This window comes from Pyxidicoccus fallax (genome assembly GCF_012933655.1).
In the GTDB taxonomy this organism is placed as follows: Bacteria; Myxococcota; Myxococcia; order Myxococcales; family Myxococcaceae; genus Myxococcus; species Myxococcus fallax.
This window is the reverse complement of the sequence record NZ_JABBJJ010000219.1, coordinates 1-21626: the sequence shown is the minus strand read 5'-3', so window position 1 is coordinate 21626 and position 21626 is coordinate 1. Positions and strand designations below refer to the sequence as shown.

The 21626-nt window shown below is 71.1% G+C and carries 14 protein-coding genes and 2 pseudogenes; 5 read left to right on the top strand and 11 right to left on the bottom strand.

Going from position 1 to position 21626, the window contains the following annotated elements; translation table 11 throughout:
- From HG543_RS34975 to HG543_RS34955, 5 genes and pseudogenes are all read right to left on the bottom strand, one after another.
- Positions 1-1384, bottom strand: a pseudogene (locus tag HG543_RS34975) (hypothetical protein); the annotation flags it as partial.
- Between the two features lie 3 nt (positions 1385-1387).
- Positions 1388-6109, bottom strand: coding sequence for an alpha-2-macroglobulin family protein (locus tag HG543_RS34970; RefSeq protein WP_169349257.1), 4722 nt, complete (start codon positions 6107-6109; stop codon positions 1388-1390).
- On the bottom strand, positions 6106-7707 hold the full coding sequence (locus HG543_RS34965) for a hypothetical protein (protein WP_211194370.1): 1602 nt from the start codon (positions 7705-7707) through the stop codon (positions 6106-6108). Before HG543_RS34965 ends, HG543_RS34970 begins: the two co-directional genes overlap by 4 nt.
- The gene (locus HG543_RS34960; protein ID WP_169349255.1) at positions 7704-8291 is read right to left on the bottom strand and encodes a DUF1175 family protein; all 588 of its coding nucleotides are present in this window, start codon (positions 8289-8291) and stop codon (positions 7704-7706) included. Before HG543_RS34960 ends, HG543_RS34965 begins: the two co-directional genes overlap by 4 nt.
- A gap of 35 nt (positions 8292-8326) precedes the next feature.
- Positions 8327-9217 carry a DUF2135 domain-containing protein gene (locus HG543_RS34955; protein ID WP_169349254.1) on the bottom strand — a complete coding sequence of 297 codons (891 nt, stop codon included), beginning with the start codon at positions 9215-9217 and terminating at the stop codon, positions 8327-8329.
- 232 nt (positions 9218-9449) lie between these two features.
- On the opposite strand from HG543_RS34955, the gene HG543_RS34950 reads away from it, so the two are divergent.
- The gene (locus tag HG543_RS34950) at positions 9450-9824 is read left to right on the top strand and encodes a VOC family protein (protein WP_169349253.1); all 375 of its coding nucleotides are present in this window, start codon (positions 9450-9452) and stop codon (positions 9822-9824) included.
- Between the two features lie 27 nt (positions 9825-9851).
- Here HG543_RS34950 and HG543_RS34945 read toward each other — a convergent pair whose 3' ends face one another.
- The 3 genes from HG543_RS34945 to HG543_RS34935 are packed head-to-tail and all read right to left on the bottom strand — an operon-like array spanning position 9852 to position 15023.
- Positions 9852-12635: a hypothetical protein gene (locus HG543_RS34945; protein WP_169349252.1), complete on the bottom strand. Its 2784-nt coding sequence runs from the start codon at positions 12633-12635 to the stop codon at positions 9852-9854.
- Between the two features lie 34 nt (positions 12636-12669).
- A complete protein-coding gene (locus HG543_RS34940; protein ID WP_169349251.1) occupies positions 12670-13368 on the bottom strand; it encodes a hypothetical protein in 699 nt (232 codons plus the stop codon).
- Between the two features lie 32 nt (positions 13369-13400).
- Entirely contained in the window at positions 13401-15023 is a 1623-nt protein-coding gene (locus HG543_RS34935) for a hypothetical protein (protein WP_169349250.1), read from the bottom strand.
- 339 nt (positions 15024-15362) lie between these two features.
- On the opposite strand from HG543_RS34935, the gene HG543_RS34930 reads away from it, so the two are divergent.
- Both HG543_RS34930 and HG543_RS34925 read left to right on the top strand, forming a co-directional pair.
- Positions 15363-15887: a cupin domain-containing protein gene (locus tag HG543_RS34930; RefSeq protein ID WP_169349249.1), complete on the top strand. Its 525-nt coding sequence runs from the start codon at positions 15363-15365 to the stop codon at positions 15885-15887.
- A 93-nt stretch (positions 15888-15980) separates the two neighbouring features.
- A complete protein-coding gene (locus tag HG543_RS34925) occupies positions 15981-16865 on the top strand; it encodes a hypothetical protein (RefSeq protein WP_169349248.1) in 885 nt (294 codons plus the stop codon).
- 50 nt (positions 16866-16915) lie between these two features.
- On the opposite strand, the gene infC is transcribed toward HG543_RS34925, so the two are convergent.
- Positions 16916-17659 carry a translation initiation factor IF-3 gene (gene infC / locus HG543_RS34920; protein WP_169349258.1) on the bottom strand — a complete coding sequence of 248 codons (744 nt, stop codon included), beginning with the start codon at positions 17657-17659 and terminating at the stop codon, positions 16916-16918.
- Positions 17660-18213: 554 nt separating this feature from the next.
- Positions 18214-19134 (bottom strand): ribonuclease Z, encoded by a 921-nt coding sequence (locus HG543_RS34915; RefSeq protein ID WP_169349247.1) that lies wholly within the window; start codon positions 19132-19134, stop codon positions 18214-18216.
- A gap of 125 nt (positions 19135-19259) precedes the next feature.
- Between HG543_RS34915 and HG543_RS34910 the strand changes: the two genes are divergently transcribed.
- Positions 19260-20270: an ATPase, T2SS/T4P/T4SS family gene (locus HG543_RS34910; RefSeq protein ID WP_169349246.1), complete on the top strand. Its 1011-nt coding sequence runs from the start codon at positions 19260-19262 to the stop codon at positions 20268-20270.
- A gap of 15 nt (positions 20271-20285) precedes the next feature.
- Here HG543_RS34910 and HG543_RS34905 read toward each other — a convergent pair whose 3' ends face one another.
- Complete coding sequence (locus HG543_RS34905; RefSeq protein ID WP_169349245.1) at positions 20286-21116, bottom strand: phytanoyl-CoA dioxygenase family protein; 831 nt, start codon at positions 21114-21116, stop codon at positions 20286-20288.
- 269 nt (positions 21117-21385) lie between these two features.
- Between HG543_RS34905 and HG543_RS34900 the strand changes: the two are divergent.
- A pseudogene (locus HG543_RS34900) lies at positions 21386-21626 on the top strand (serine/threonine protein kinase); the annotation flags it as partial.

The window sequence follows — 21626 nt, the reverse complement described above, 5'->3', positions numbered from 1 at the left end:
CCACCGAGAACCCCACGCCCGGACACTGCGCCTCCACGTCATTCACGGGCACCAGCCCCAGCACCTGCACCCGCGCCGCCTCCAGCCCCGCCTGCTGCCGTGCCCGCGCCATCGCGCTCGCGACCTCGCTCGCGAAGTGGCGCGGCATCTTCCCCGGCCGCACCGCCACCACCACCAGGTCCGCGTCCACCGCCGCAATCCATCCGAACTGCGGCCGGCTCGCGGCATCCCGCACGGTGCCCGTCTTCGTCGACACACCCGCCAGCGCCTTCGACGCGGGCAGCTCCGCCAGCGTCCCCCGCGCCGCGTTGTCCGCCATCACCGCCAGCACGTCCGGCCGCGCCTCCCCCAGCAGCCGGTACGCCTGCGCCACGCCCCACGGCGACAGCGCCAGCCTGGACCGCAGTCCAATCACATCCGCCATGTCCGCCGGCTTCCCCGTCAGCCCCACCGCCTCCAGCACGCCCTCCCACGCGCCGAACCCCTTCGGCGCCCCACCCTTCGCTTCCCAGTCCAGGAAGTACCCGTTGCACGAGCGCAGCAGCCCCGTCCGCGCATCCACCTTCGACGGCAGCCCCGGCCCACAGGCCCACTCCTGCACGCCCGCGCGAGCAGGCAGCACCGGATGCGCGCCTGGCGCCCCCGCCGCGTACACGAAGGGCTTCAGCACCGAGCCATACGGCAGCGCCCGCCGCACGTCCCCTTCCGACAGCAGCACCTCGCCCGAGTGCCGGCTCAGCACCACCGTCGCCGGCCCCGCCGCGCGAACCTCCACCTCCGCCAGCTCGTCGATGGACATCGGCACCACCCACCGCGCCCCGTCCTGACACTGGCGAAGCCGGCGCGACAGCGCCTGTGGAAATCCCACCGACTCACCGAGAATCCGCGCCAGCGCCCTCCGCGCCCTCGGCGTGTCCACCGCCGGCGCCGACGCCACCTCCACCGCCGCGCGTGACAGCGACTGGTATGGCGCCTCCTTCCACGCCGCCAGCTCGCCGCTCACCGCCACCGAGAAGGCCTCGTGGAAGAGCCGGTCCTCACTGGCCTGCGGACACGCCCACCACAGGAGCTGATGCGCCAGCTCGTGCCGCAGCGCCACGCGCAGCCGCTCGTCCAGCACACCGGGCGTGTTCTGCCGCAACTCCACGTAGCCCGGCCGTCCCTGCGCGTTGCGCTCGGGAGGCAGGGCCACGCCGCGCCGGAGGAGGATGTTGCCCGGCGCCTTCGCCGGAGCACCGCCCGCCTCCGCCACGTAGCGGGCCTCCAGCGCACTCCAGGCGGACTCCGCCTCGCGGCGAAGCTCCGCTTCCGGAGTCACGTCACCCCAGGTGACGAAGCTGGGAGTGGCCGCCAGCAGCGCGGCCACCGTGGCGGCCCACATCATGGACTACAGGTCACCCGTCCCCTTCTTCGAGGGCACCACCTTCAGCGAGTCCGCGGCCGTCCGCCCGTGGATGCTGGCGGCGTACATGTCCTCGATGCGCGCCGGAGGCGCGGAGAAGGTGCCCGGGAACTGCGCGCGCAGCACGTAGCCCACCGTGCGCGGGCTGTCGCTCCACCACGCCGGCTCCTCGAAGAAGAACGTGGCCCGCTCCGGGTCCAGCACGCGGCGGCGCAGCGCCTCGGGAGCCAGGAGCAGCGAGTGCGGAGGACCGCGGAACACCTTGTCCTCCTGCAGCGGCACGAAGCCCGCCGGCACCGCGTCCTCCACCACGTAGTACGCCGAGCGCATGCGGTTGTTCCCGCGCGCGTCCAGCGTCAGCTCCACGTAGACCTCCTCGCCCTGGGACACGGCCTCGCCCGCCTCCAGCTTCACCTTCCCGCCCTCGCGCAGCACGTAGTAGCTGCGCGAGATGGACATGCCCTCCGCCTTCGCCTGCACCGCCGGCAGCGGGGTGAGCGTTCGCGCCTGGAGCGTGGCCACGCCGTCGAAGCCGTCCACGTCCACCGAGCGCGTGCCCGGCTCCAGCACCGCCACGAGTCCCATGCCGCGCGGCGCGAACTTCACGTCGCCCTTCACGCCCTTCACCGCCGGAGGCGTCATGCCCTTGAACGCCTTCGCGTCGCGCTCCAGCAGCCACAGCGAGTGCAGCAGCGCCGTGCTCCGGTCGAAGGTGGACAGGTCCGGCTCGGACAGCATCTCCAGAATCCGCCGGCGCGCCCGGGTGACGTCCAGCGTGCCGAAGGACGCGGCGTGCGCGGCGATGGCCGTCATGCCCACGCGCCGCAGCGGGAAGCGGAAGAACGCCTCGTTCAGCTCCGGCTCCTGGCCCGGCTTGTACGCCGCCAGCGTGGCGAAGCCCTGCGCGCTCTTGTTCACCAGCGAGTTGATGCGCGCCTGGAGCGCAGGCTCCTTCATGACGCCGGCCTTCTCCGCCGCGAGCACCGCCAGCGCCAGCGGGTACAAATCACCGGCCTCCGCGTTCTCCACCAGCGCGCGCACGCGGGCCGCCTGCTTCGGCCCTTCCAGGCGCGCCAGCACGTAGGCGCGGGTGGCCTCGTACTCGGGCGGCAGCCCCTCCTGCGCCTCCAGCCAGCGGGCGCTCTCGGTGAGGCGCGGGTCCGCGCGGTCCACGAGGCCCGCCTCGGCCGCGTAGGCCAGGCCGTCCAGGGCGATGAGGGTGAGCGGCAGGCTCGGCGTGTCGTAGCCGCCGAACCAGGTGAAGCCGCCGCCCTTCACGGACAGGTTGAGGATGCGCGCGGTGCCCTGCACCGAGCGGCTGCGCGCCTCGGCCAGCAGCGCCTGCGTGTCCGTGTCCAGCTTCGCCAGCGCGCCCGCCGACTGGAGCACCTGGTACACCGCCACGTTGGGCACCGTGGTGGACACGAGCTGCTCCAGGCAGCCGTACGGGTACGTGAGCAGCTCGCGCACGTTGGTGAGCGCCGCGTCCACGATGGACGGCTGGAGCACCAGCTCCACGCTCGCCAGCTTCGCCTCGGGCGCCGCGGGCACCTGCAGCGTGCCGCCGCCCCAGGCGCTCACCTTCACCGAGTCCTCCACCGCCGCCGGCTCCACCTGGAACAGCTTGCGGTCCTTCAGCGGGTCCTTGCCACCCGTCACGTCCACCGCGAGCTGCGCGGCGCCCGTGGCGCCCGCCTTCAGCGTCACCGGCAGCACCTGCTCGCCGCCCTTGGCCAGCTCCACCTTGTGCTGCGTCTGGTCCGCCTTCAGCGAGCCCGCCGACGCCAGCTTCACGTCCAGCAGCTGGCTGCCCGGGGACTTCTCGCCCGCGGACAGGCGCACCGAGGCGAGCGCCTCGTCACCCTCGCGGAGGAACTGCGGCAGCGCGGCGTAGAGGTTGAGGCCGCCGCGCGTGGCGAACTCGGAGGTGCCCTCGCCGAAGCGGCCGGACGTGTCCGCCGCCACCGCCGTCACCACCCACAGCGTCTGGTTGGACGGCAGCGTGAAGCGCACCGTCGCGCGGCCGTCCCGGTCCGTCACCACGCCCGGCGTCCAGTACGCGGTGTCCTTCTCCAGGTCCTTCGCCTGACGGCTGGGCGGCTTGATGGAGGCGAAGGCATGGTCCGGCAGCCCCGCCATCTTCCGCGCCAGCTGCTCGCCGTAGCCGTAGCCCTGGAACTCGGCGGAGTAGAAGTTGGACACGTTGTTGCGCGCCGGCGGGTAGAAGAAGTCGAGCACCTTCGGGCGGAACTCGCTCTGGATGGCGTAGACGGCCTTGTCCACCACGCCCACGGACACCTGCGCCACCACGCCGCGGCCCTCGTGGTCCACGACGCGCAAATCCAACGACTGCTCGGTGAGCGGCGCGGCCTCGGCGCGGGCGGGCTGCACCTCCACGGTGAGGGTGCGCTCGCGAGGCACCACGCGGAAGGCCACCGTGCGCTCCTCCCAGCGCCCCGTGGCCGTGGGGTACGCGACGGAGGCGTACACCGCGCTGCCGAAGCGCTTCTCCACGTTGAAGCTGTGCACCAGCGTGCGGCCCTTCAGCTCCACCACCTGCGTGTCATAGAGGTTGGCGCCGGACAGCGTCACCCACACCGGGCCCGCGTCGCGGCCGCCGGAGCCCCAGCCGTCCGGCATCAGCGCCACCAGCCGCGCGGTGTCGCCCGGCTCCAGAATGCCGGACAGCGAGGCCAGCGTGAGGTTGGGCACCTGCGCCACCGGCTCGTCCGCGCCGCCGATGACGAGCAGCGACTCCTCGCCCTGCCACGTCTCGCCCTTCTTGTCCTTCACGACGACGCGCGCCAGCACCGCGCCCACCTCGGAGGTGGGCACCTTCTCGCGGTGCGTGCCGTCCGCCGCCGTGGTGAACGAGCGCTTGCCGAGGCTCCGCTCCTCGCCGTCCGCCTTGCGGGACACGAACTCCACCTCGCCCTGCGTGACGCCGTAGGGCTTGCCGGACAGCGTGGTGGCGCGCACGGCCAGCATCGCCTCGCCGCCCTTGGCCACCACCGCGTCCGAGTACCGCGCCACGCCCATCACCTCCACCTTCGACAGGAAGAAGGCGGTGGTGGAGTTGGCGAAGGTCTCCTGGTCGTCGCGCGCGCGGATGGTGAGCGAGTAGCGGTACGGAATCCGCTCCTCGCCCGCGGCCAGCGCCGGCACGGCCACCTCGATGTCCGCCTCGCCATTCGCGTCGAACTCGCTCGCGCTGGACCACGGGTCCTCGGTGGCGTCGCGCGCGGCCACGGACGAGTAGAGGCGCTCGGGGACGCTCAGCTTCCCTTCCGTGCTGGAGGCCGAGCCGTACGTCACCGCGCTGCCCGCGCCGCCCTTGCCGGCGTCATCCACCCACGCGGGCGCGTCCAGCAGGCTGCGGTAGAGGAACACCTCGTACTTCGCGCCCTCGGGGACGCCACCGGCGTAGCGGCGGGCGCGCACCTTCACGCGCAGCGTCTGGCCGGGCACCACCGTTTCGGACGCGGGCTCCACCTCCAGGTAGAAGGTGGGCTTCACGTAGTCCTGCACGCGGGCCTCGCCCTGGTGCGGCTGGCCGTCCACCTCGGCCTCCACGCGCAGCACGCCGGTGCCCAGGTCGTCCGGCACCTTGAGCGTGCCGTTGAAGGCGCCGAACTCGTCCACCGCGGCGCGGGCGGTGATGGCGCGGCCCTCCTGCGACGTCAGCTTCACCGTCACCTCGCGCTTCTTCGGCGTGAAGAGGCGCGCGAGGAACGTGTCCGGCTGGCGCACGAGGCCGCGGTACTTCACCTCGTTGCCCGGCTTGTAGATGGGCCGGTCGCTGTAGATGAACACGTCCGGCGCCACCGCCAGCGTGGAGTAGAAGTCCGTGTCGACAATCGCCGTGTCACCGCCCACCGACGCGGTGGCGATGATGCGCGGCTCGGACACCTCCAGCGTCACCTCGCCCTTCTTGTCCGTCTTCCCCGCCGGGCCCTTGCCCTTGGGCAGGTACACCTGCACGTCCGCGCCCACGGCGGGCTTCTGGTCCCGGCCCGCCACGCGCACCAGCACCTGGCCATCCGTCTGCTTGAGCTGCACCGTCAAATCACTGACGACGAGCACCACCTGCCCCTCGACGCGCCCCTGCACGAGCTGGAGGACGTAGGTGCCGGCCGGCAGCGGCGCGAGCACCACGCGGCGCTCCTGGAAGCCGCTGCTCTCGCCCGACGTGTTGAAGCCGGGGACGTTGAACTCGCGGTCCGCGCCGCCCAGGTCCAGGTTGAGCCACTGGCTGCGCGCCACGGTGAAGCCCTGGGGCACGCCCACCAGCCGCTCCGGCCCTTCGGCCACCTTGGCCAGCGGCTCGCCCGAGCCCGGCACCTCCGGCGGCTTGGGCAGCGAGTCGCCCACCACCTGACGGAAGCTGGGGTTGAGCGTGTCGAGCAGCCACATGCCCGGCGCATTCACTGCGTTGAGGCCGCGGCTGAGCGCGCGGCCCGGGTTCTTCAGCGTGGGCGGCGTCTGGTACGCGCGCCGCAGGTCGCCCTGCGCGCGGATGAAGGCATCCACGCTGTCGGGCTTGAGGACGCGCAGCTCCACGGGGCCCTTGTCCTCGAAGGCCACGTCCACCGCCACCGGCTCCTGGCTGCCGTAGGAGCGCGGCACGGTGATGTAGAGGGGCTTGGCCGCGGCCACGCCGGACAGCACCAACGCGGCCAGCGCCGCGAGACGAGCAACGGTCTTCATGACCCGAAACCTCCAGGAACCAGCGAATCGCCCTGCACGGTGCCGCGCAGGCCCAGGTACGGCAGCGACTCCAGGTCGCGCCGCGCCGCTTCGATTTCAGGGGGCACCGACTTCGGTATCGGCGCGTTGCGCCCCACGCGGGACTCGGACAGGAAGCCGTCCATCGTGAGGCCGCTGAGCAGCCGTCCCGTGTTCACACCAAAGGCCACCGACGTGGGCGCGCGCAGCCCCGCCACCACCGGGCCCGCCGCGTTGAGCATGTTGGGCGTCTTGCCCTCGCACGCCTTGCGCAGCCGCTCCAGCTCCGCGTCGCTGGACGCCATCACCACGTGGTTGCAGAAGGTGCCCGTCACCAGCCGGTTGTAGCCGCCGGAGAAGAGCCCCTTCAGCGCGCCCTCGTCCTCCGTGCGGTTCCACAGCACCGCCATCTCCACCGGCAGCGCCGAGTCCCCGCGCGGCGTCCACACCAGCGCCACCTGCCGCGTGCGCGTCGCCCCCTTGCCGCCGCCCCCCTTCCAGTAGTCGTTCAGCGAGCCCTCGCCCAGCGACTCGGGCAGCTTGAGCTGCACGGCCAGCAGCACCGGCGTCTCCTCCGGCACCAGCTTCAGCAGGTCATCGGACAGCGGCGCCGAGTCCAGGCGCGCGGCGCCCTCCAGGAGCGGGCCGGCGATGCCGCGGCCCACCAGCTTGTTGCCCTCCACGCCGAACTGGAGCCGCGTGCCCGGAGCCAGCCCCAGCACGTGCGACAGCAGCTGCACCTCGCGGCCGTACGCCTCCGAGTCATAGCCCAGCTCCACGTCCACGGTGCCCGGGGCCTCCAGCTCGGGCAGCTCCGCGCACAGGCCGTGGAGCACCGCCACCGGGTGACGCGCGAGCACCAGGCGGTCCTCCATGCGCGCCGCCCACAGCGTCTGCTCCGCCACCAGCCAGCGCTTCATCTCGTACGTGCCGGCCGTGCCGCCCGGGCAGCTCGACGCCGTCATGCCGCCGCGGTTGGCCACGCCGTCCAGCGCCTCGAAGGCGGAGGTGGAGGCGGTGCCCGGCTTGGGGATGATGACGGCGGGCGTGCTCGCGCGCGCGTCACCGGCGAACCACACCATGCGGAAGGGCGCGTCCAACAGTTGGTTGGCGACGAGGTCCAGCACCGCGCCCTTGAACTGGGCCTTGAGGTCCTCGCCGGTGGAGCCGAGGAAGGCGGCCCATCCGCCCACGAAGCCCTGCCCCAGCGGCTTGCCGAGCTGCTCCTTCAGCCACGCGTTGCCTGCCATGGCCTCGCGCACCTTGCCGGGGTGATGCACGTCCACCCAGATGGCCGGAGGCGCGGCGCTGCCGGGCACCTCCATGGTGGCCACCTGCGCGTCGGGCAGGCCCTCCACCTCGGCGCCCGCGCTGGGCGGCCCCTGGCGCTCGCTGACGAGCGGGGCGCCGCCACCGCCGCCGGACATCCCGCTGCGGCGGCCGAGGATGAAGGCCCCCACGAAGGCTCCGACGACGAGCACGGCGACGAGCGCGATGAGCAGCGCCTTCGGCGCGCCACCCTTGGGCGGCGGAGCCGCGGGAGGCGGCGTGCCCGGGGGCGGGCTGGATGGAGACGTCATGGCATCCACTCCTTGAAGCGGAAGAAGCCGAGGAAGCCGGCGTTGTTCGGCACCGGGCGCCACTCCAGCGGCGCCTCGGTGGCAAGGTTGTTGAGGAGCCCGGTGCGCACCGCGGCGCCCTTCTCCCCCGGGTGGTAGACGACGCGCGCGGGCGCGTGGGCCCGGTCCTCCGGCCGCACCACCAGCATCAGGTGGAAGACGGTGCCGGAGTCATGCTCCTGGCGGAAGGCGAGCACGTCGCCGGTGCGCAGCGACTCGCGCGTGGCGTCGTCGCGGCCCAGCGGGCGGAAGCTGTGCATCAAGAGCGTCTCCGCGTCCGCGAAGTCGGCGGGCCGGCCGCGCGCGTCCTTCCACAGCGGGGTGGAGAGCCGCTCGGGGGCCACGTTCTTGTAGGCGGTGCGGAAGGCGAAGCGGATGAGGCCGGCGCAGTCGCGCTGGTCCGGGTGCCACGCGGCGTCCTGCTTGCGCACCTGCGCGAGCACCACCCGCGCCACGTGCCGCCGCAGCAGCACGTCCCGCGTCTCGGGCGCGGGCGCCACGGGCGCGGAGGCTTCCAACAGCAGGAGCAGGGACAGGGCGAGCATGGGGGTGTGGGGTGCGCCGCGTGGGGACGCGCTTTTCAGCCGCCCTCGCCCTCGGCGCCGCTGGTCTGCAGCTCCTTGAGGGCCTCGGCCAGGTTCTTGGGCCAGTCCGGGTGCTTGGGCTTGGGGTCCTGCGCGGGGACGTAGACCTCGGCCTGCCCGTCGCCGAGCACGTTCACCCAGGCCAGCACGCGGGTGGTGCCGGGCGTGGCCAGGGGGATGCGCACCATGCGGCGGATTTCGTTGGGCGTGCCCTCGAAGAGGGCGAGGTTGAGGGTGGCCACGGTGTGGGCCTTGTCGCCGCTGGGCCAGTAGTTGGTGGCCACGAGGTACACGCCCTTGGGCGGGGCGCGGTGGATGTAGAGGTACGGGCCGTAGGCGGGCTGGTCGAAGTCACCGCCCTGCTCGTTGAGGAAGAAGGTGCCGCCGGAGGGGCTCGCGGTGTCGGCCCAGTAGACGTGGGCCATGGCGGACACGTTGAGCTGGTCACCGGCCTCGCTGGTGTCGGTGGGCTCGTAGATGTGCAGGTCGGTGTAGACGCCGTCGGTGTCGCTGGTGAGGACGACCTTGAAGGGGACGGGCGGAATCTGCGCGTAGCTGGTGGCCTGGGCGCGCGCGGTGCCGGCCTGGTTGGTGGCCATCACCGTGACGATGTTCTTCCCGCTGGCGGCGGGGAACTTGCGGCTGAAGCGCCCGCCGTAGGTGCGCATGAGGTAGCGGTCTCCGTTGATGGAGACGACCACCGGGTCGATGGTGGTGTCGCTGATGGTGCCCTCGACGAGCATCATCCGGTCCACCGTCCAGCCGCCGGAAGGCGCGGAGAGGCGGACGGTGGGCAGCGTCTTGCCCTTGCCGATGGGCACGCCCTGCTGGCGCGGGTTGCCGGGCGCGGTCTGCGCCAGGAGCACGGCGAGGATGACGGGAAGCATCGCGCGTCCTTGTGGGGAGGAGTTCCGCTGGAGCGTCGGCGGGCGGACAGACTCGTTCAGCCCGAGGCTTCTTTTCAAGTCGCCTGCCAGTCGCATCCCGGGGCGACTCGGGAGGGAGGACGTGGTTGGGACCCCCACGAAGCGCGGGCGGCGGGCCGCGAGGGCGTCACGGGGCGTGGCACTACAACCACGCGGGGAGTCGGGGCAGACTCAGCCCAGGGGAGGAACGGCCATGATTCAGGGATTGGATCACGTCCAGCTCGCCATGCCCCGAGGCCAGGAGCCCCAGGCGCGGGTCTTCTACGGCGAGCTGCTCGGTCTGCGGGAGGTGCCCAAGCCGCCGGAGCTGGCGAAGCGTGGAGGCCTCTGGTTCGAACTCTCGGACGGACGCGGGGTGCACCTCGGCGTGGAGGAACCATTCCTCCCGGCGAAGAAGGCCCACCCGGCCTTCCGCGTGGCGACGCTGGACAGCCTCGGGGAGGCGCTCCGGGCGGCGGGGCATCCCGTGGCCTGGGACGACTCCGTGCCTGAGGTGCGGCGCTTCCATAGCGCCGACCCGTTCGGCAACCGGCTGGAATTCCAGGAGGCGGCCGAGGGTCGGCGCTGAGGTCGTCTGCCTGCTGGAGGCTCCCCGTCAGTTGGGGAAGCTGCCCACGTTGACGGAGAAGCCGAAGAGGAAGGCCGGCTCCCAGTTGCCGCGCGCCCGGTTCCCCCACTCCACCCAGAAGACGGTGGCCAGGCCGGACTCGATGCTGGCCGGCAGCTTGATGCTGCTGGGGAACCGTACGGCCAGACCCGTCACCAGCGACAGGCGGGGCGGCGGGATGCCTGCCTTGGGAACGGTGGACAGCAGCACGCCCGCGTGGAGCTGGGGGTTGAATGCGAGGAACTGCTTCGCGTTGTCGAAGTCGTAGGCCTCCAGCACGGCCAGCGCCCCGATGCCGAACACCGCGGCCTCCAGCCTCCTGTGAGAGGTCGAGCTGGTGGCCTCGTACCCCGACCCCGGCCAGCGCACGAGGCCCGTGGGAATCTCGATGGTGAAGAACGCCCGTGGACCGACGCCCCGGACGATGCGCCCCGCGAAGTATTCGGGCATCCGGCGCAGGTCCGCGTCCATATGGGAGGTCGGGAACGAGTCGTCGCCCGCGACGTAGTCCCCCTCGGAGGTATGCTTCACGGAGACTCGGACCACCGAGTAGTCCTCGAGTTTGATGCTGCCGCTCTTCTGCAAGAGGATGGGTACCTCGACCGTGCCATTGACCACCTCGAGGTCGTCCCGGTTGCGGAGCTTCAGGGTCTTCGAGAAGAGGTTCGACGGTTTGTCCTCCTGCTTCTTCGGAAGGATCTCGGCGGAGATGCTGAGGGACTGCTCCCCCACGGCCCGCAGCAGCTCCAGCGCCTCGGTCCTCAGCTCGAGGGGGCCCTTGTCCTCGGGGGCCTCGCCGATGCCGTTGCGCCGCAGGGAGACGATGACCTTGCAGTGGTCCAGGTCCTCGGCGGGCACGGCCCGTGGCCCCGAGAACGCGGAGACGACGACGGCATTCGGCTGATACTCCGGGGCGAGGCTGGTGACGGACCGCTCGGCCACGCCGGCGCGGGTATTCTCACAGCGCACCGAGACACGCTCCTTGAGGTCGAGCGCGTGGCGCTGTGGCTTGGAGCGCAGGGTCGTCTTGACCTCCTGGTAGCCGAAGTCCACGGTCACCTCCGTTGGCAGGTCCGCCAGCACTGACAGGGAATCCTTCGCCGAGGGCCTGTAGAACGCGCGGAAGGCCAGGGTGTCATCCGTCTCCCGCTGGGGAACCACGCAGAACACGCCCGCGACTCCCTTGAGCTGGGGGTTCGTGGACTGCCAGACCTCGCCTTCGCATGGCCTGACGTGGAGCGACAGGAGCTGCAACCGCCAGGCGTCCAGGTCCGCGGCCTCGAAGAAGAGGAGGTTGTTGCGTCCCACGGCCAGGTCCTTGAGCCCCGTCCCGATGAGTTCCCAATCCTGCCACGGGGCGCTGCTCTTCCTGTCATGGGGCTCGCGCACCTCGACGCGCACGGGGCCCGCGAACGGAGGAGGTGTGGTGACCGCCAGCTGGATGGGAAAGGCCCCCCGGCGGAGCTTGATGTCGCGGGTGTTGGAGGAGTCGTCGGCGAAGGCCAGCCTGAGCGTGGCCTGCCCTCCCGCGTCCGCCAGGACCCTGGCGATGGGTAGCACCAGCACATCGGACGGCAGCGCCCCTACCTTCAGCCCCGTGAGCGCGCCGCGCGACAGGCTGAATCCCTCCAGCGATTGCCCCGTGCTCACCTCGAAGCCAGAGGCCTGCACGAGCCACCGTCTGAACGTGTTCGGGTCGATGCAGGAAGGCTCGACCCGGTCATCCTTGTAGCCGATGAGGCGGAGGTAGAGGCGAGTGTCACGAAACCCAGCGAAGAGCGGCGTGAGCGGAACGACCTCATAGCTGCACTCGTCCCTCATCACCTCCACACTCAGGCTCGACTGGGAGCTATTCCCCACGTAGACGCGGTTGTTCTCCAGCAGGAGGAAGAAGCGCGTGGCTGCAGCGAGATCTGCCGCCGACACGGTCCAGGTGACGGCGCCCACCGCGCCCGGTGAGGCCAGGCACCTGGCCCCGGGATGACATGGCGCCGCCCCCTTCTCCGCTGTCGTGGGAGACCGGGTCAGGCGCAGCAGGGGGGCGGGTATCTCCCAGGTCACCTTGCTGGGCCCCGCATGGGCCCCGCTGACCCGGATGGTGGACTTCAGGTCCGACTCCGCAAATCGCCACTTGTCGAAGGTGTATCGAGCGAGCGTCACGGGCTGTCCCGCGGTATCCAGGACCCTGGCGCCAGCGGGGGCACCGGCTGGCACGAGACCCACGTCGAGGTTGGTGGGAAGCGCTTCCACCGAGCCCTCGAAGCGGTATGCCACCGAGCCACCCAGGGTCGCGGTCGTCCACTCCCCCTGACCGGCGGAGAAGTTGAGCGGCCGCAGCGCCCAGAGCTTCTGAACCTCGGGAGCGCTGACAGACAGTCCATCGAAGGTGAGCAGGAACTGCCCCGGGCCCGCGCCGCCGGGCTCGACATAGTAAGCGCTCACGGCCCCCGTCACCGCACTGGAGAAGCCGGGCAGGATGACGAGCCGGACGCTCTGTGCCGGGTCTCCCGCCTTGCAGGTGGCGCCCACCAGGACGCTGAGCTTCCGACCGTCAGCGCCCATGGGGGCCACCGTGAACGTCTGGTCATTCACCCGGCTCGCGGCGGTATGGCCGTCCGGGCACACGGAGTACCCCGCGGGCACCGTGTACTGAGGGGGCGTTGCGGAGCTCTCCTGGTAGTACCAGGTCGGCCCCGCCGAAGTGTCCTGCGCCGTGGCATGCGTGGCCCCGAGGAGCAGGACCGCCAGGATGAGCGAACGCGAGGGATTCATGTGACATCTCCGTCCTGAGCGTGTGGAGTGGTCCTCAGCCAGCATCCGACGTGACTCCCGCGTCGACTCCCGCATCCGGGGGTTCGCCCGCGTCGGCGCTCGTGCCTGCGTCGGCGCTCGTGCCCGCGTCGGCGCCCGTACCCGCATCCGGGAAGAGGTCCTCCACCCGGGCGCCGAAGCACGTACCGTCGGGCCGCTCGCGCACGCTGCCCGCGTCTTGCGGCACCTCGCCCACGCACACGCGGGAGGTCACGAAGCGCGCTGGGAATCCCGCGTCGGCGCACTCGAGGGCGGGCTCGGCACAGCGGCGGGCCGAGCACAGGCAGAACGTGTTGGCGCCCCCGCAGCGCAGCGGATTGCCATCCGTTCCGAGCACCCCGCACCCCTGCTCCGCCTCGCGCTCGCCGGGACACAGCGGCTCACTGGAGTTGGCCAGCACATAGTTGTTCGCGGCCTCGGAGGACACGCACTCCGGCCCATCCCCCGCGTCCTCGCTCGGGAAGGAGTAGCGCCAGCCGGAGTCCGGACACTTCTCCGGCTCAGGCATGGCGCAGCGCTTGTCCGTGCAGATGCAGCGCTCGTTGGGGGCATCACAGCGGGCCACGGCATCCCCCTCGACCCGGACGCCGCAGACGAAGTTGTCCTGTCCGGACACCACCGAGCACGCGGCGGGGAGCAGCGAGACACCGACGCCGACCACAAGAGCCAATGCGAGGTTTCGCGGATTCGACATGGAAGGAATCCTCCGGGCGACGCGGTCTGTCTTCAGAGGGACGGCGGGGGAACGCGGTAGGTCAGGGCAGGGTCCGCGTCCAACGTCAGCGCGAGGTTCGTCATCATCCCGGACTCGCTGAAGCCGCGGAGGTAGCCCATGGACACGGTCGCGAAGACATAGGGCGTGACGCGCACGAGCAGCGACGGCGCCACCAGCCACTGGGCGCGGTGCTCCTCACTTCTTCTGTCGCTGAAGGTCAGGCTGGCGTCGAGCCCCAGGCGCACGAGGCTGTCCGTTCCGAAGGCGGGCCGGGGCAGTCCGGTGCCCAGGTGCGCCGAGAGCACGAATTCGTGATGGAACCGAGGCCAGTTCACCTGCCTCCAGGTGAACTGCCCGGCGAAGTGCCGATTCGGCTCCATGATGAAGGCAAGCGCGACCGGCCCGGCCCGCACGGCGTCGCCTGCCGGCGCATCCACGGTCAGCAACTGGGCGCTTCCGCGAAACCCCATGCGTAGAGCATTGGCTCCCTCCTCCACGCAACGGGCATAGAAGGGCCGCCGGCGCGTGGCGAGCGAGGTGATGCTGGCCTGTGTTGGGAGCCCCAGCAATGGAACGAGGGCTTCCACTCCCTCCAGACACTCCAGCCGCTTCCAGCGGCGAGGGTCCCTGAAGTCCCGGAGGTCGTATCCCAGGACGAGCGCGTAGCGTCGGAGGCGACCCTGGGGCTCTCCCTCGGCGGGAGGTGGGTCATCCGTCAGGGTGGTGGTCACCGGCAGCTCGAGCCGGATGAAGGGCGTCCGTTTTTCTTCGCGCGAATCCGGGGGAGGGCGCTCCCGGAGCGTGAAGGTCGGATTGAAGGTGAAGATGCCCCGCAGCCCGGCCGTCTCCTCCATGGAGCCCAACGCCCAGGCCAACGAGACCGCGAGTGAGTCCGGCCCGCCCAGCCTCTCGGTCATGCCGGCTTCCTCGGTCAGGGCGCTCGGCAGTCCTGCGTTGTTGGCGTTGAAGACCTCACCGTCCGCGGCGCGGTCGAGGAAGTCCCAGCGGATCCGCTCGTCCACCTGAGCCGCCAGGGAGTCCTCTGGGGGACGGAACTTCGCGGCTTCCACGAGTTCCGCATTCCACCCCTTCATCCACTCACGACAGTCCTTGCGGCGTGCCCTGTTGCTGATGTTGCTGATGACCTCGGACACGAGCGCGGACGAGACAGGGCGGGGCTGCAGCACCTCCGTTTCCAGCATGAGTTGCCGGCGCTCCAGCGCATCGAGGGTTTTCAGCAGCTCCGCTCGTTGCTGCGCGACGGCTGGGTCCTCCCGCAGAAGCGGCGCGCCCGTGGCCGCGGGAAGTGCCAGCAACTCCTTCAGCCGGTTGAAGCTGGCATCGAGCGCCTGCTGGTTCGAGTCGATGTCGGCCGCCAGCACGCTGGGAAGCGCCTCGCCAATCCCCCAGCATCTCGCGCGATGACCTCGCAGCGTCGCTCTGTCAGGCCTGGCCACCGCGCTCAAGGCCCTGGCGCGATCCGCCCAGCCCCCGTGCACCCGCAGCAGCTCGGCGCGCTCCTTCGGCCCGGGCGCGGGAGCCGCCACTGCGGAACCCGCCATGCCCACGCCGAGCCCGAGCCCCACCACGCACCACCCCGTACGCAGCTTCGCTTCCAGAACACGCCTGACCATGGCCCCCCCTTCGGTCGGCACGGCGTCCCGCGAACGAGCGGGCTTCAAGCGAGTTATGTGCCAGCCAACCAACAGCCCCATGCCCGATGGGGCAAGCGGGAGGAGGCCGCTCTGGATGCGTCCGCGAGGAACGCATCTGCGTTACCCGGGGACGCAAGCCAGGCCCGGGTCCGCGGCGGACCACGCGAGGAAATCAGGTGCGGGAGGACCCACCCCGGAGGCGGGAGGGCGCCTCGCGCCAGGCGGACAGAGCGGCCCTGCTCCTGAACGGTGCCTGACCGCGGCGGCCAGGGCCCGCACCTTCATGGTGACACGCACCCTGTCGGAGGGAGCCCAGCCATGGCCACCAGCTACTGCCTCACCCGCTCCGAGTACGTGACGGTGCGCGAGCACTCTCCCGCCGCGCTCGTCGTGGAGGCCGAGTACGCGCCCCAGGGCTCGCCACCTCCGCCCCACTTCCACCCGGCGCAGGACGAGCACTTCGAGGTCATCGTCGGCGCCCTGCGCGCGGTGGTGGATGGAAAGACGCACACGCTGCACGCGGGGGACAGACTCGACATTCCACGCGGCGCCGTGCACCAGCTGTGGAACCCGGGCGACACGCCCACTCACGTGACATGGAGCACCCGGCCCGCCGGGCGCACGCGGGAGTGGTTCGCGGGGCTGGACGCCGCCAATCGCAAGGGCATCCCCAATCCGCTCGCAGTGGCCGTGCTGCTCAGCACCTACCGCGACACCATCCGGCTGGCCCAGCGCCCCCGCTTCCTCGTGAGCGCGGTGCTGGAGGTGCTCGCGGCGGTGGGCCGGCTACGGGGTTTCCGTCCGCCCACACTGCCGCGTCCGAAGCCCCTGGAGGGCCACTGAAGGCGCGCCGGACACCCGTGGCCGGGCCTCTTCTGCGAGACGGGAAGTCCGCGCATACTCCGTGGAACGCTTCCCACGGAGGGACGGACGTCCATGTCCATGCTCCATGTCCCCAGGCTGATGCGCCGACGCTCGCGCGCCTTCCTCCTCGCCACCACCGTGCTGCTCACCGGGGCCGCGCCGGAGAAATCCCAGGAGCTGGTGCTGGGCTCGGCGGGGGGCGAACCGCCCATCGAGGCCGTGGCGCTCCCCTGCAAGAAGGGCGAGCGCGCGCTGCGCGTCCGCCGGGGCGACGCGAAGCGCACGGCGACGCTGTCCGAGGACTGGGACACGCTCCCGTGTGACGTGGCGAAGGCCGGATCGCCCGAGAGGTCCGATGCGCCCAGGTGGGACTGGTCCGGCGGCGAGGAGGGAACCTCCACGGAGCTCCGGCTCCGGGCCGTGGACCTCGCGGGAGGGCCGACGGCGCTCCTCATCACCCTCCAGAAGGGCTTCGACCACGTGCACCGCCAGCACGCCCTGTTCGTCCCGCACGCGGAGGGCGTCACCCGGGCCTGGGAGGGGGACGAAGGGATGGGCCCCTCCTACTCCAGCGTGGAGCTCCACGACGGCCGGCTCCTCTTCTCGAAGACGCTCGACACGGGCTTGTATGGCGGGGAGGACTCCGCGGACACCTGGGCCCTCACCGAGGTGCGCTGGGACGCGGGACGGAAGAAGGTGGTGGAGAGGCCGGCCGAAGCCTGGGGCGTCTTCCTCCGCGCGGAGGACTCGCTGTCCGAGGCCCGCGAGGCGGAGAGGCCGCTCCAGGAGCGCTGCAAGGACTCGGCGTTGCTGGTGGTGGAGACGAACGACTTCCCGCGGCTCACGCCTGACAAGTGGGTGGTGGCGAACTTCCTGCCATCACGCGAGGGCGCCGAGGCCGCGCTGAAGCGGCTCCAAGCGTGCGCCCCGAAGGCGTACGTCAAGCGCGTCCAGTGAGTGCCGCCACACGCGGTGGAAGGACTCCACCGCGTGGCGGCAGCCTCGAATCAGGTCGTGGCGGGCTGGGGCTCGCCGGCCGGCTTTCCGTCCCGGGCCTCGCCCTGCTTCTGGGCGGGAGCGGCGGCGGCGGCGGGGGGCTTGGCCTCGGGCTTGGCCTCGGGCTTGGCCTCGGCCTCCTTCTCGCCCTTCTCACCCTTGTCACGCTTGGCCATGGCGGCCTGGCGGGCCTGCTCACGGGCGCGCTGGGCGATCTTCGGCGTGGGCGCGAGAATCATGAACATCAGACGCCCTTCCATGCGGGGCGGCTGCTCCACGACGGCCACTTCCTTCAGGTCCTTCGCGACGTCCTCGAGGATGGCCGTGCCCTGCTCCTTGTGCGTGATTTCACGCCCGCGGAACTGGATGACGACCTTCGCCTTGTTCCCGTCCTCGATGAACCGCCGGGTGTTGCGGACCTTGAACTCGTAGTCGTGCTCCTCCGTCTTCGGACGGAGCTTCACTTCCTTGAGCAGGACCGTGACCTGGGCACGCTTCGCTTCCGAGGCCTTCTTCTTCTCCTCGTACTTGAACTTGCCGTAGTCCATGATCTTGCAGACCGGTGGACTGGCCATGGGGCTGATCTCGACCAGGTCGAGCCCCTCGGCACGAGCCATCTCGAGGGCTGCCTCCAACGGCATGACCCCGAGCTGCCCGCCGTCGGACCCCACAACGCGGACCTCGCGGGCACGGATGCGGCGGTTGGTTCTCTGGTCGCGGCTCCCGCCGCGGCTGCTTCTCTGTTCGCGAATGATGGTGAAGCTCCTTCGAAATGGGTTTCAGGCTGGCCGCCTCAAAGGTGCGACCTGCCACTCCGGTACAACAAGGTGCCGGACGAGGATGTAAGGCAGCCCACCCCTTCCGTGTTCCGTGACTGGCAGGCAGCCCTGCGTACGCAGGAGCGCCTCCGAGGACCCGTTCGGCTGGAAGGAGGGGTGGCCTGCGGCGGACTCTCCCCGACCCGGCACGGCAACGCCAGAGATAACACGCGGCCCGGCCCCCCGCCGTGGAACCCCACGAGCGGCATGGCGCCTGGAACGCGAAGCTGGGACGTGTGCCATCTCAAGGGTCGCCATCATGGGCCGGCGACGCGCCCGGTGCCAGGACCCCCCACCACTTGAAGGGGACTTTGTCGGCCAGCCCCAGGTTGGAGCCCCCACGAAACGTTGCTCCCGAACAGGAACCCTGCCCTCCAGGGCGGCCTCCTCTTGGGATTCCAGATTCCAGGAAAATGACACTCCGAGTGCGGCCCCGGACGGACGCTGGAGCACGGCGGGCAGGGGAGCGGGCGGCTCCCCGGCCCATCGCTTCAGGCTGGCCGCGAGCGGCGGGGGACCTCGATGCGGTCCAGGTCCTTCGCGGCGACGACGTCCGCCACCAGGGGGCGGGCCTCGTCGAGGAAGGGGGTGGTGTCCTCGTAGCGCTGGGAGAAGTGCGTGAGGACCAGCCGGCGGGCGCGCGCCTCCCGGGCCAGCTCCGCGGCCTGGAGCGCCGTCATGTGGAAGTGGTCGTGCGCCTCGCGCCGCTCGGTGTCGAGGTACGTCGACTCGCACACCAGCAGGTCCACGCCCTGGGCCAGCCGGGCGGCTCCCGCGCACGGCCGCGTGTCCATGACGAAGGCGAACGCCTGCCCCGGGCGCGTCTCGCCCACCTCCTCCACGCGCACCGTGCGGCCTCCGACTTCCACCGTGCCCTTGCGGAGCAGCTCCCCGGTCAGCGGTCCGGAGATGCCAGCCTCCGCGAGCCGGCTGGGGATGAGCTGGACGCGCGCGTGCTCCTCCAGCCGGAAGCCGTAGGTGTCCACGGCATGCTCCAGCTTCGCGGCGGACAGCTTGAAGCCCTTCGTCTCCGCGAGCACGCCATCCTCGGAGATGGGGCGCGGGACGATGGTCGCCGCGTCCATGAAGATGGTGGCGTGGCGCAGGCGCTCGAAGAAGGCCTGCCCGGAGGCGGGGTAATGGATTTCCACCGGGTGCTTCGCGCGGTCCAATGACAGACGCTGGATGATGCCGGGCAGCCCGAGCGCGTGGTCTCCATGGAAGTGGGTGATGCACACGCGGGTGACCTGGGTGGCGGACAGGCCCGCGAGCGTCATCTGCCGCTGGGTGCCCTCACCGGGGTCGAACAGGATTCCCTCCTCGTCCCACCGGAGGAAGTACGCATTGTGGTTCCGGTGGCGCGTGGGCACCTGGCTGGCGGAACCGAGGACGATGAGCTCGCGGCTGGACATGACAGGGACTCCCGACACCGAAGGATGCCACCCCGACGAAGCCCGCGCTCGGCCCTGACAGGAGGGCTGGCCGCTCGGGGAGCTTGTGCGAGAGTGGGAGGCACACCCCACGGGAGTCCTTCTCCTTGAGTGAATCCCCCGCCCCCATCGCCGGAGTCATCACCCGCCTGCTCGACGCGCTCGCCGAGGCCGGACGCCGGGTGCCGGAGCCGCCGCCATCGCCGGTGACGCTGGACGATGGCGCGGCGGCCCTCTTCTCCATCGCCGGGCAGGCGGGGGCCACGCTCTTCTCGGTCTGGGCCGAGGAGGAGGAGACGGGTGGGGTCGCTTCCGGCATCTCGCTGTTCTTCTCCGTCCCGGATGAGGCGGGAGCGCGGGGTCTGCTCGGCACGCAGCGGGAGGCGGTGCGCGTGCGCTCCGAGCTGGACCTGTACCGTCCGCTGGGCGAGGCCATCTCCTCGCTCGCGAACCGGGGCGCCGACAGCCGGCGGCCCGAGCGCGGTGGCGTGCCCTTCCCGCTCGGCGCGTCCGACCCCGACATCGACTTCCGGGTCCACTTCGCGGATGGCGCGCTGGGCACGTGGGTCACCGCCGTCGCGAGGGACCGGCGGACGCGCGCGGCCTTCCCGTCGTTCCGGGAGTTGCCCATGAGCACGGAGGACGCGGTCTCCCTGGACGAGCTCTTCTTCGAGTTGAGCGCGCTGTTCAACGGCCAGCCGGTCCTCTTCAGTGGCGAGCGGGGCTCGGGGCGGACCACCACGCTGCACGCGGCGATGGAGGCGCTTCCCGACAACGTGAGGGGGCTCGCCGTGCTGGACGAACCGAGGGCGCTCGACTCGCGCATCGGCATGACCCGCCCGGGCGAGGCGGGCATGCTGGGGACGCTCCGGGCCTTCCTGAGACAGGACCCCGACGTCGTCCTGGCCGACGAGGTGCGCACCCCGGAGGAGCTGGCGTTCCTCCTCCAGTCGGCGCTGACGGGTCACGCGACGCTGGCCGTCATCGAGGCGCCGACGCCCGAGGCCGCCCTCGCGAGGCTGCGCGAGGCGATGCCCGAGCTGCCCGTCTCCGCCTTCATCGTCCACCACACGCGGGACGCGAAGAGTGGCGCGCGCACCATCACCCTGCACCGCTGACGCGGGCTTCAGGCTTCAGGAGAAGCCGCGCGGCGGCATCGAGGGCGCGCGGCGCAGCCAGTTGTCCTCGGGGTAGGTGGCGGTGCCGTCGATGAGGTGCAGCGAGTAGGCGTGGCGGCTCTTCGGTGAGGTGTTGGGACCGCTGCGGTGGGGCAGCAGCCCATGGAGCACCACGAGCGTCCCCTTCGCCACCTCCAGGGGCACCATGCGGTCCTCGGGCACGGGCGTGGAGTCGAGCACGCGGAAGGTGGTGCCGCCGCCCTCGGCGCGGACGAAGCGCTTCTTCAGGCCCAGCGTGTGTCCGCCGGGCAGGGCCCACAGGCAGCCGTTCTCCAGCGTCGCGTCCTCCAGGGCGAACCAGAAGCCGAGGCAGGTGGTGGGCTCCGTGTAGAGGAACGTGGAGTCCTGGTGCGAGTTCACCTCGCCGCCGATGTGGGGCTGCTTGAAGATGTACATGGACTGGAGCAGCAGGGGCCTCTGCATCCCCAGCTCCGAGGCGAGCGCGGCCAGCTGGGGCGTGCGGGAGAACCGGTCGAAGCGCGGGTCCAGGTCGTGGAGCGCGTGGCCTATCTTGTTGATGGACAGCGCCTTGTCCTGCTTCAGCGAGCCGTCGGGCCGGAAGGCGCCCTCCTCGAAGAAGAACCGGATGGTGTCGCCGGAGGACAGGAAGTAGTCGTCGGACGTGCGGGTCTGCTCGTGGGTGGTGAAGATGGAGACGGTCTCCGGCAGGAAGCCGGCCACCAGCTCCTCGGCGCGGGCCTTCAAGGCGTCACAGTCCGCCGCGGAGACGAACCCCGGCAGCACGAGATAGCCCTGCTGCTCGAACAGCTCCGCCCGATTCGTCATCACCCACCTCCCGAGTGCCCGCGCACGGCGGCTTTGCCACCGCTGACGCGAGGGGAACTATCTCACGGGTCCCCCCTGGCGCCCACGCGAGGAGCCCGTCCTCCAGCGAGCGGACACACGGGTAGCCCCAGGGTCGAAAGCCCCGGTCCACGCCCAGATACTACCTACCATGGAGGTTACCAACTTGGTCACCGGTGAGGTAGTCTCTCCGCTCGGGCGGAGCGGACCGCCCCCACATCGGGACGGCTCTCATGGACACACCACGGGCAATGCAGGACCTCGCGCCAGCCTCACTTCCACCGGGTACGGAAGTCGGCTCCTGGCGCGTGCTGGAGCGACGGGGCCGGGGCAACTACGGCGCCGTCTATCGGGTCGAGCGCATCGGCAACCCCGGCGCCGGGCCCTTCGCCCTCAAGCTGGCCACGCACCCGCTGGACCCTCGCTTCGAGCGCGAGGCGGAGATGCTCTCCCTCATCCACCACCCCGTCGCTGTCCCTTATACACATCTNA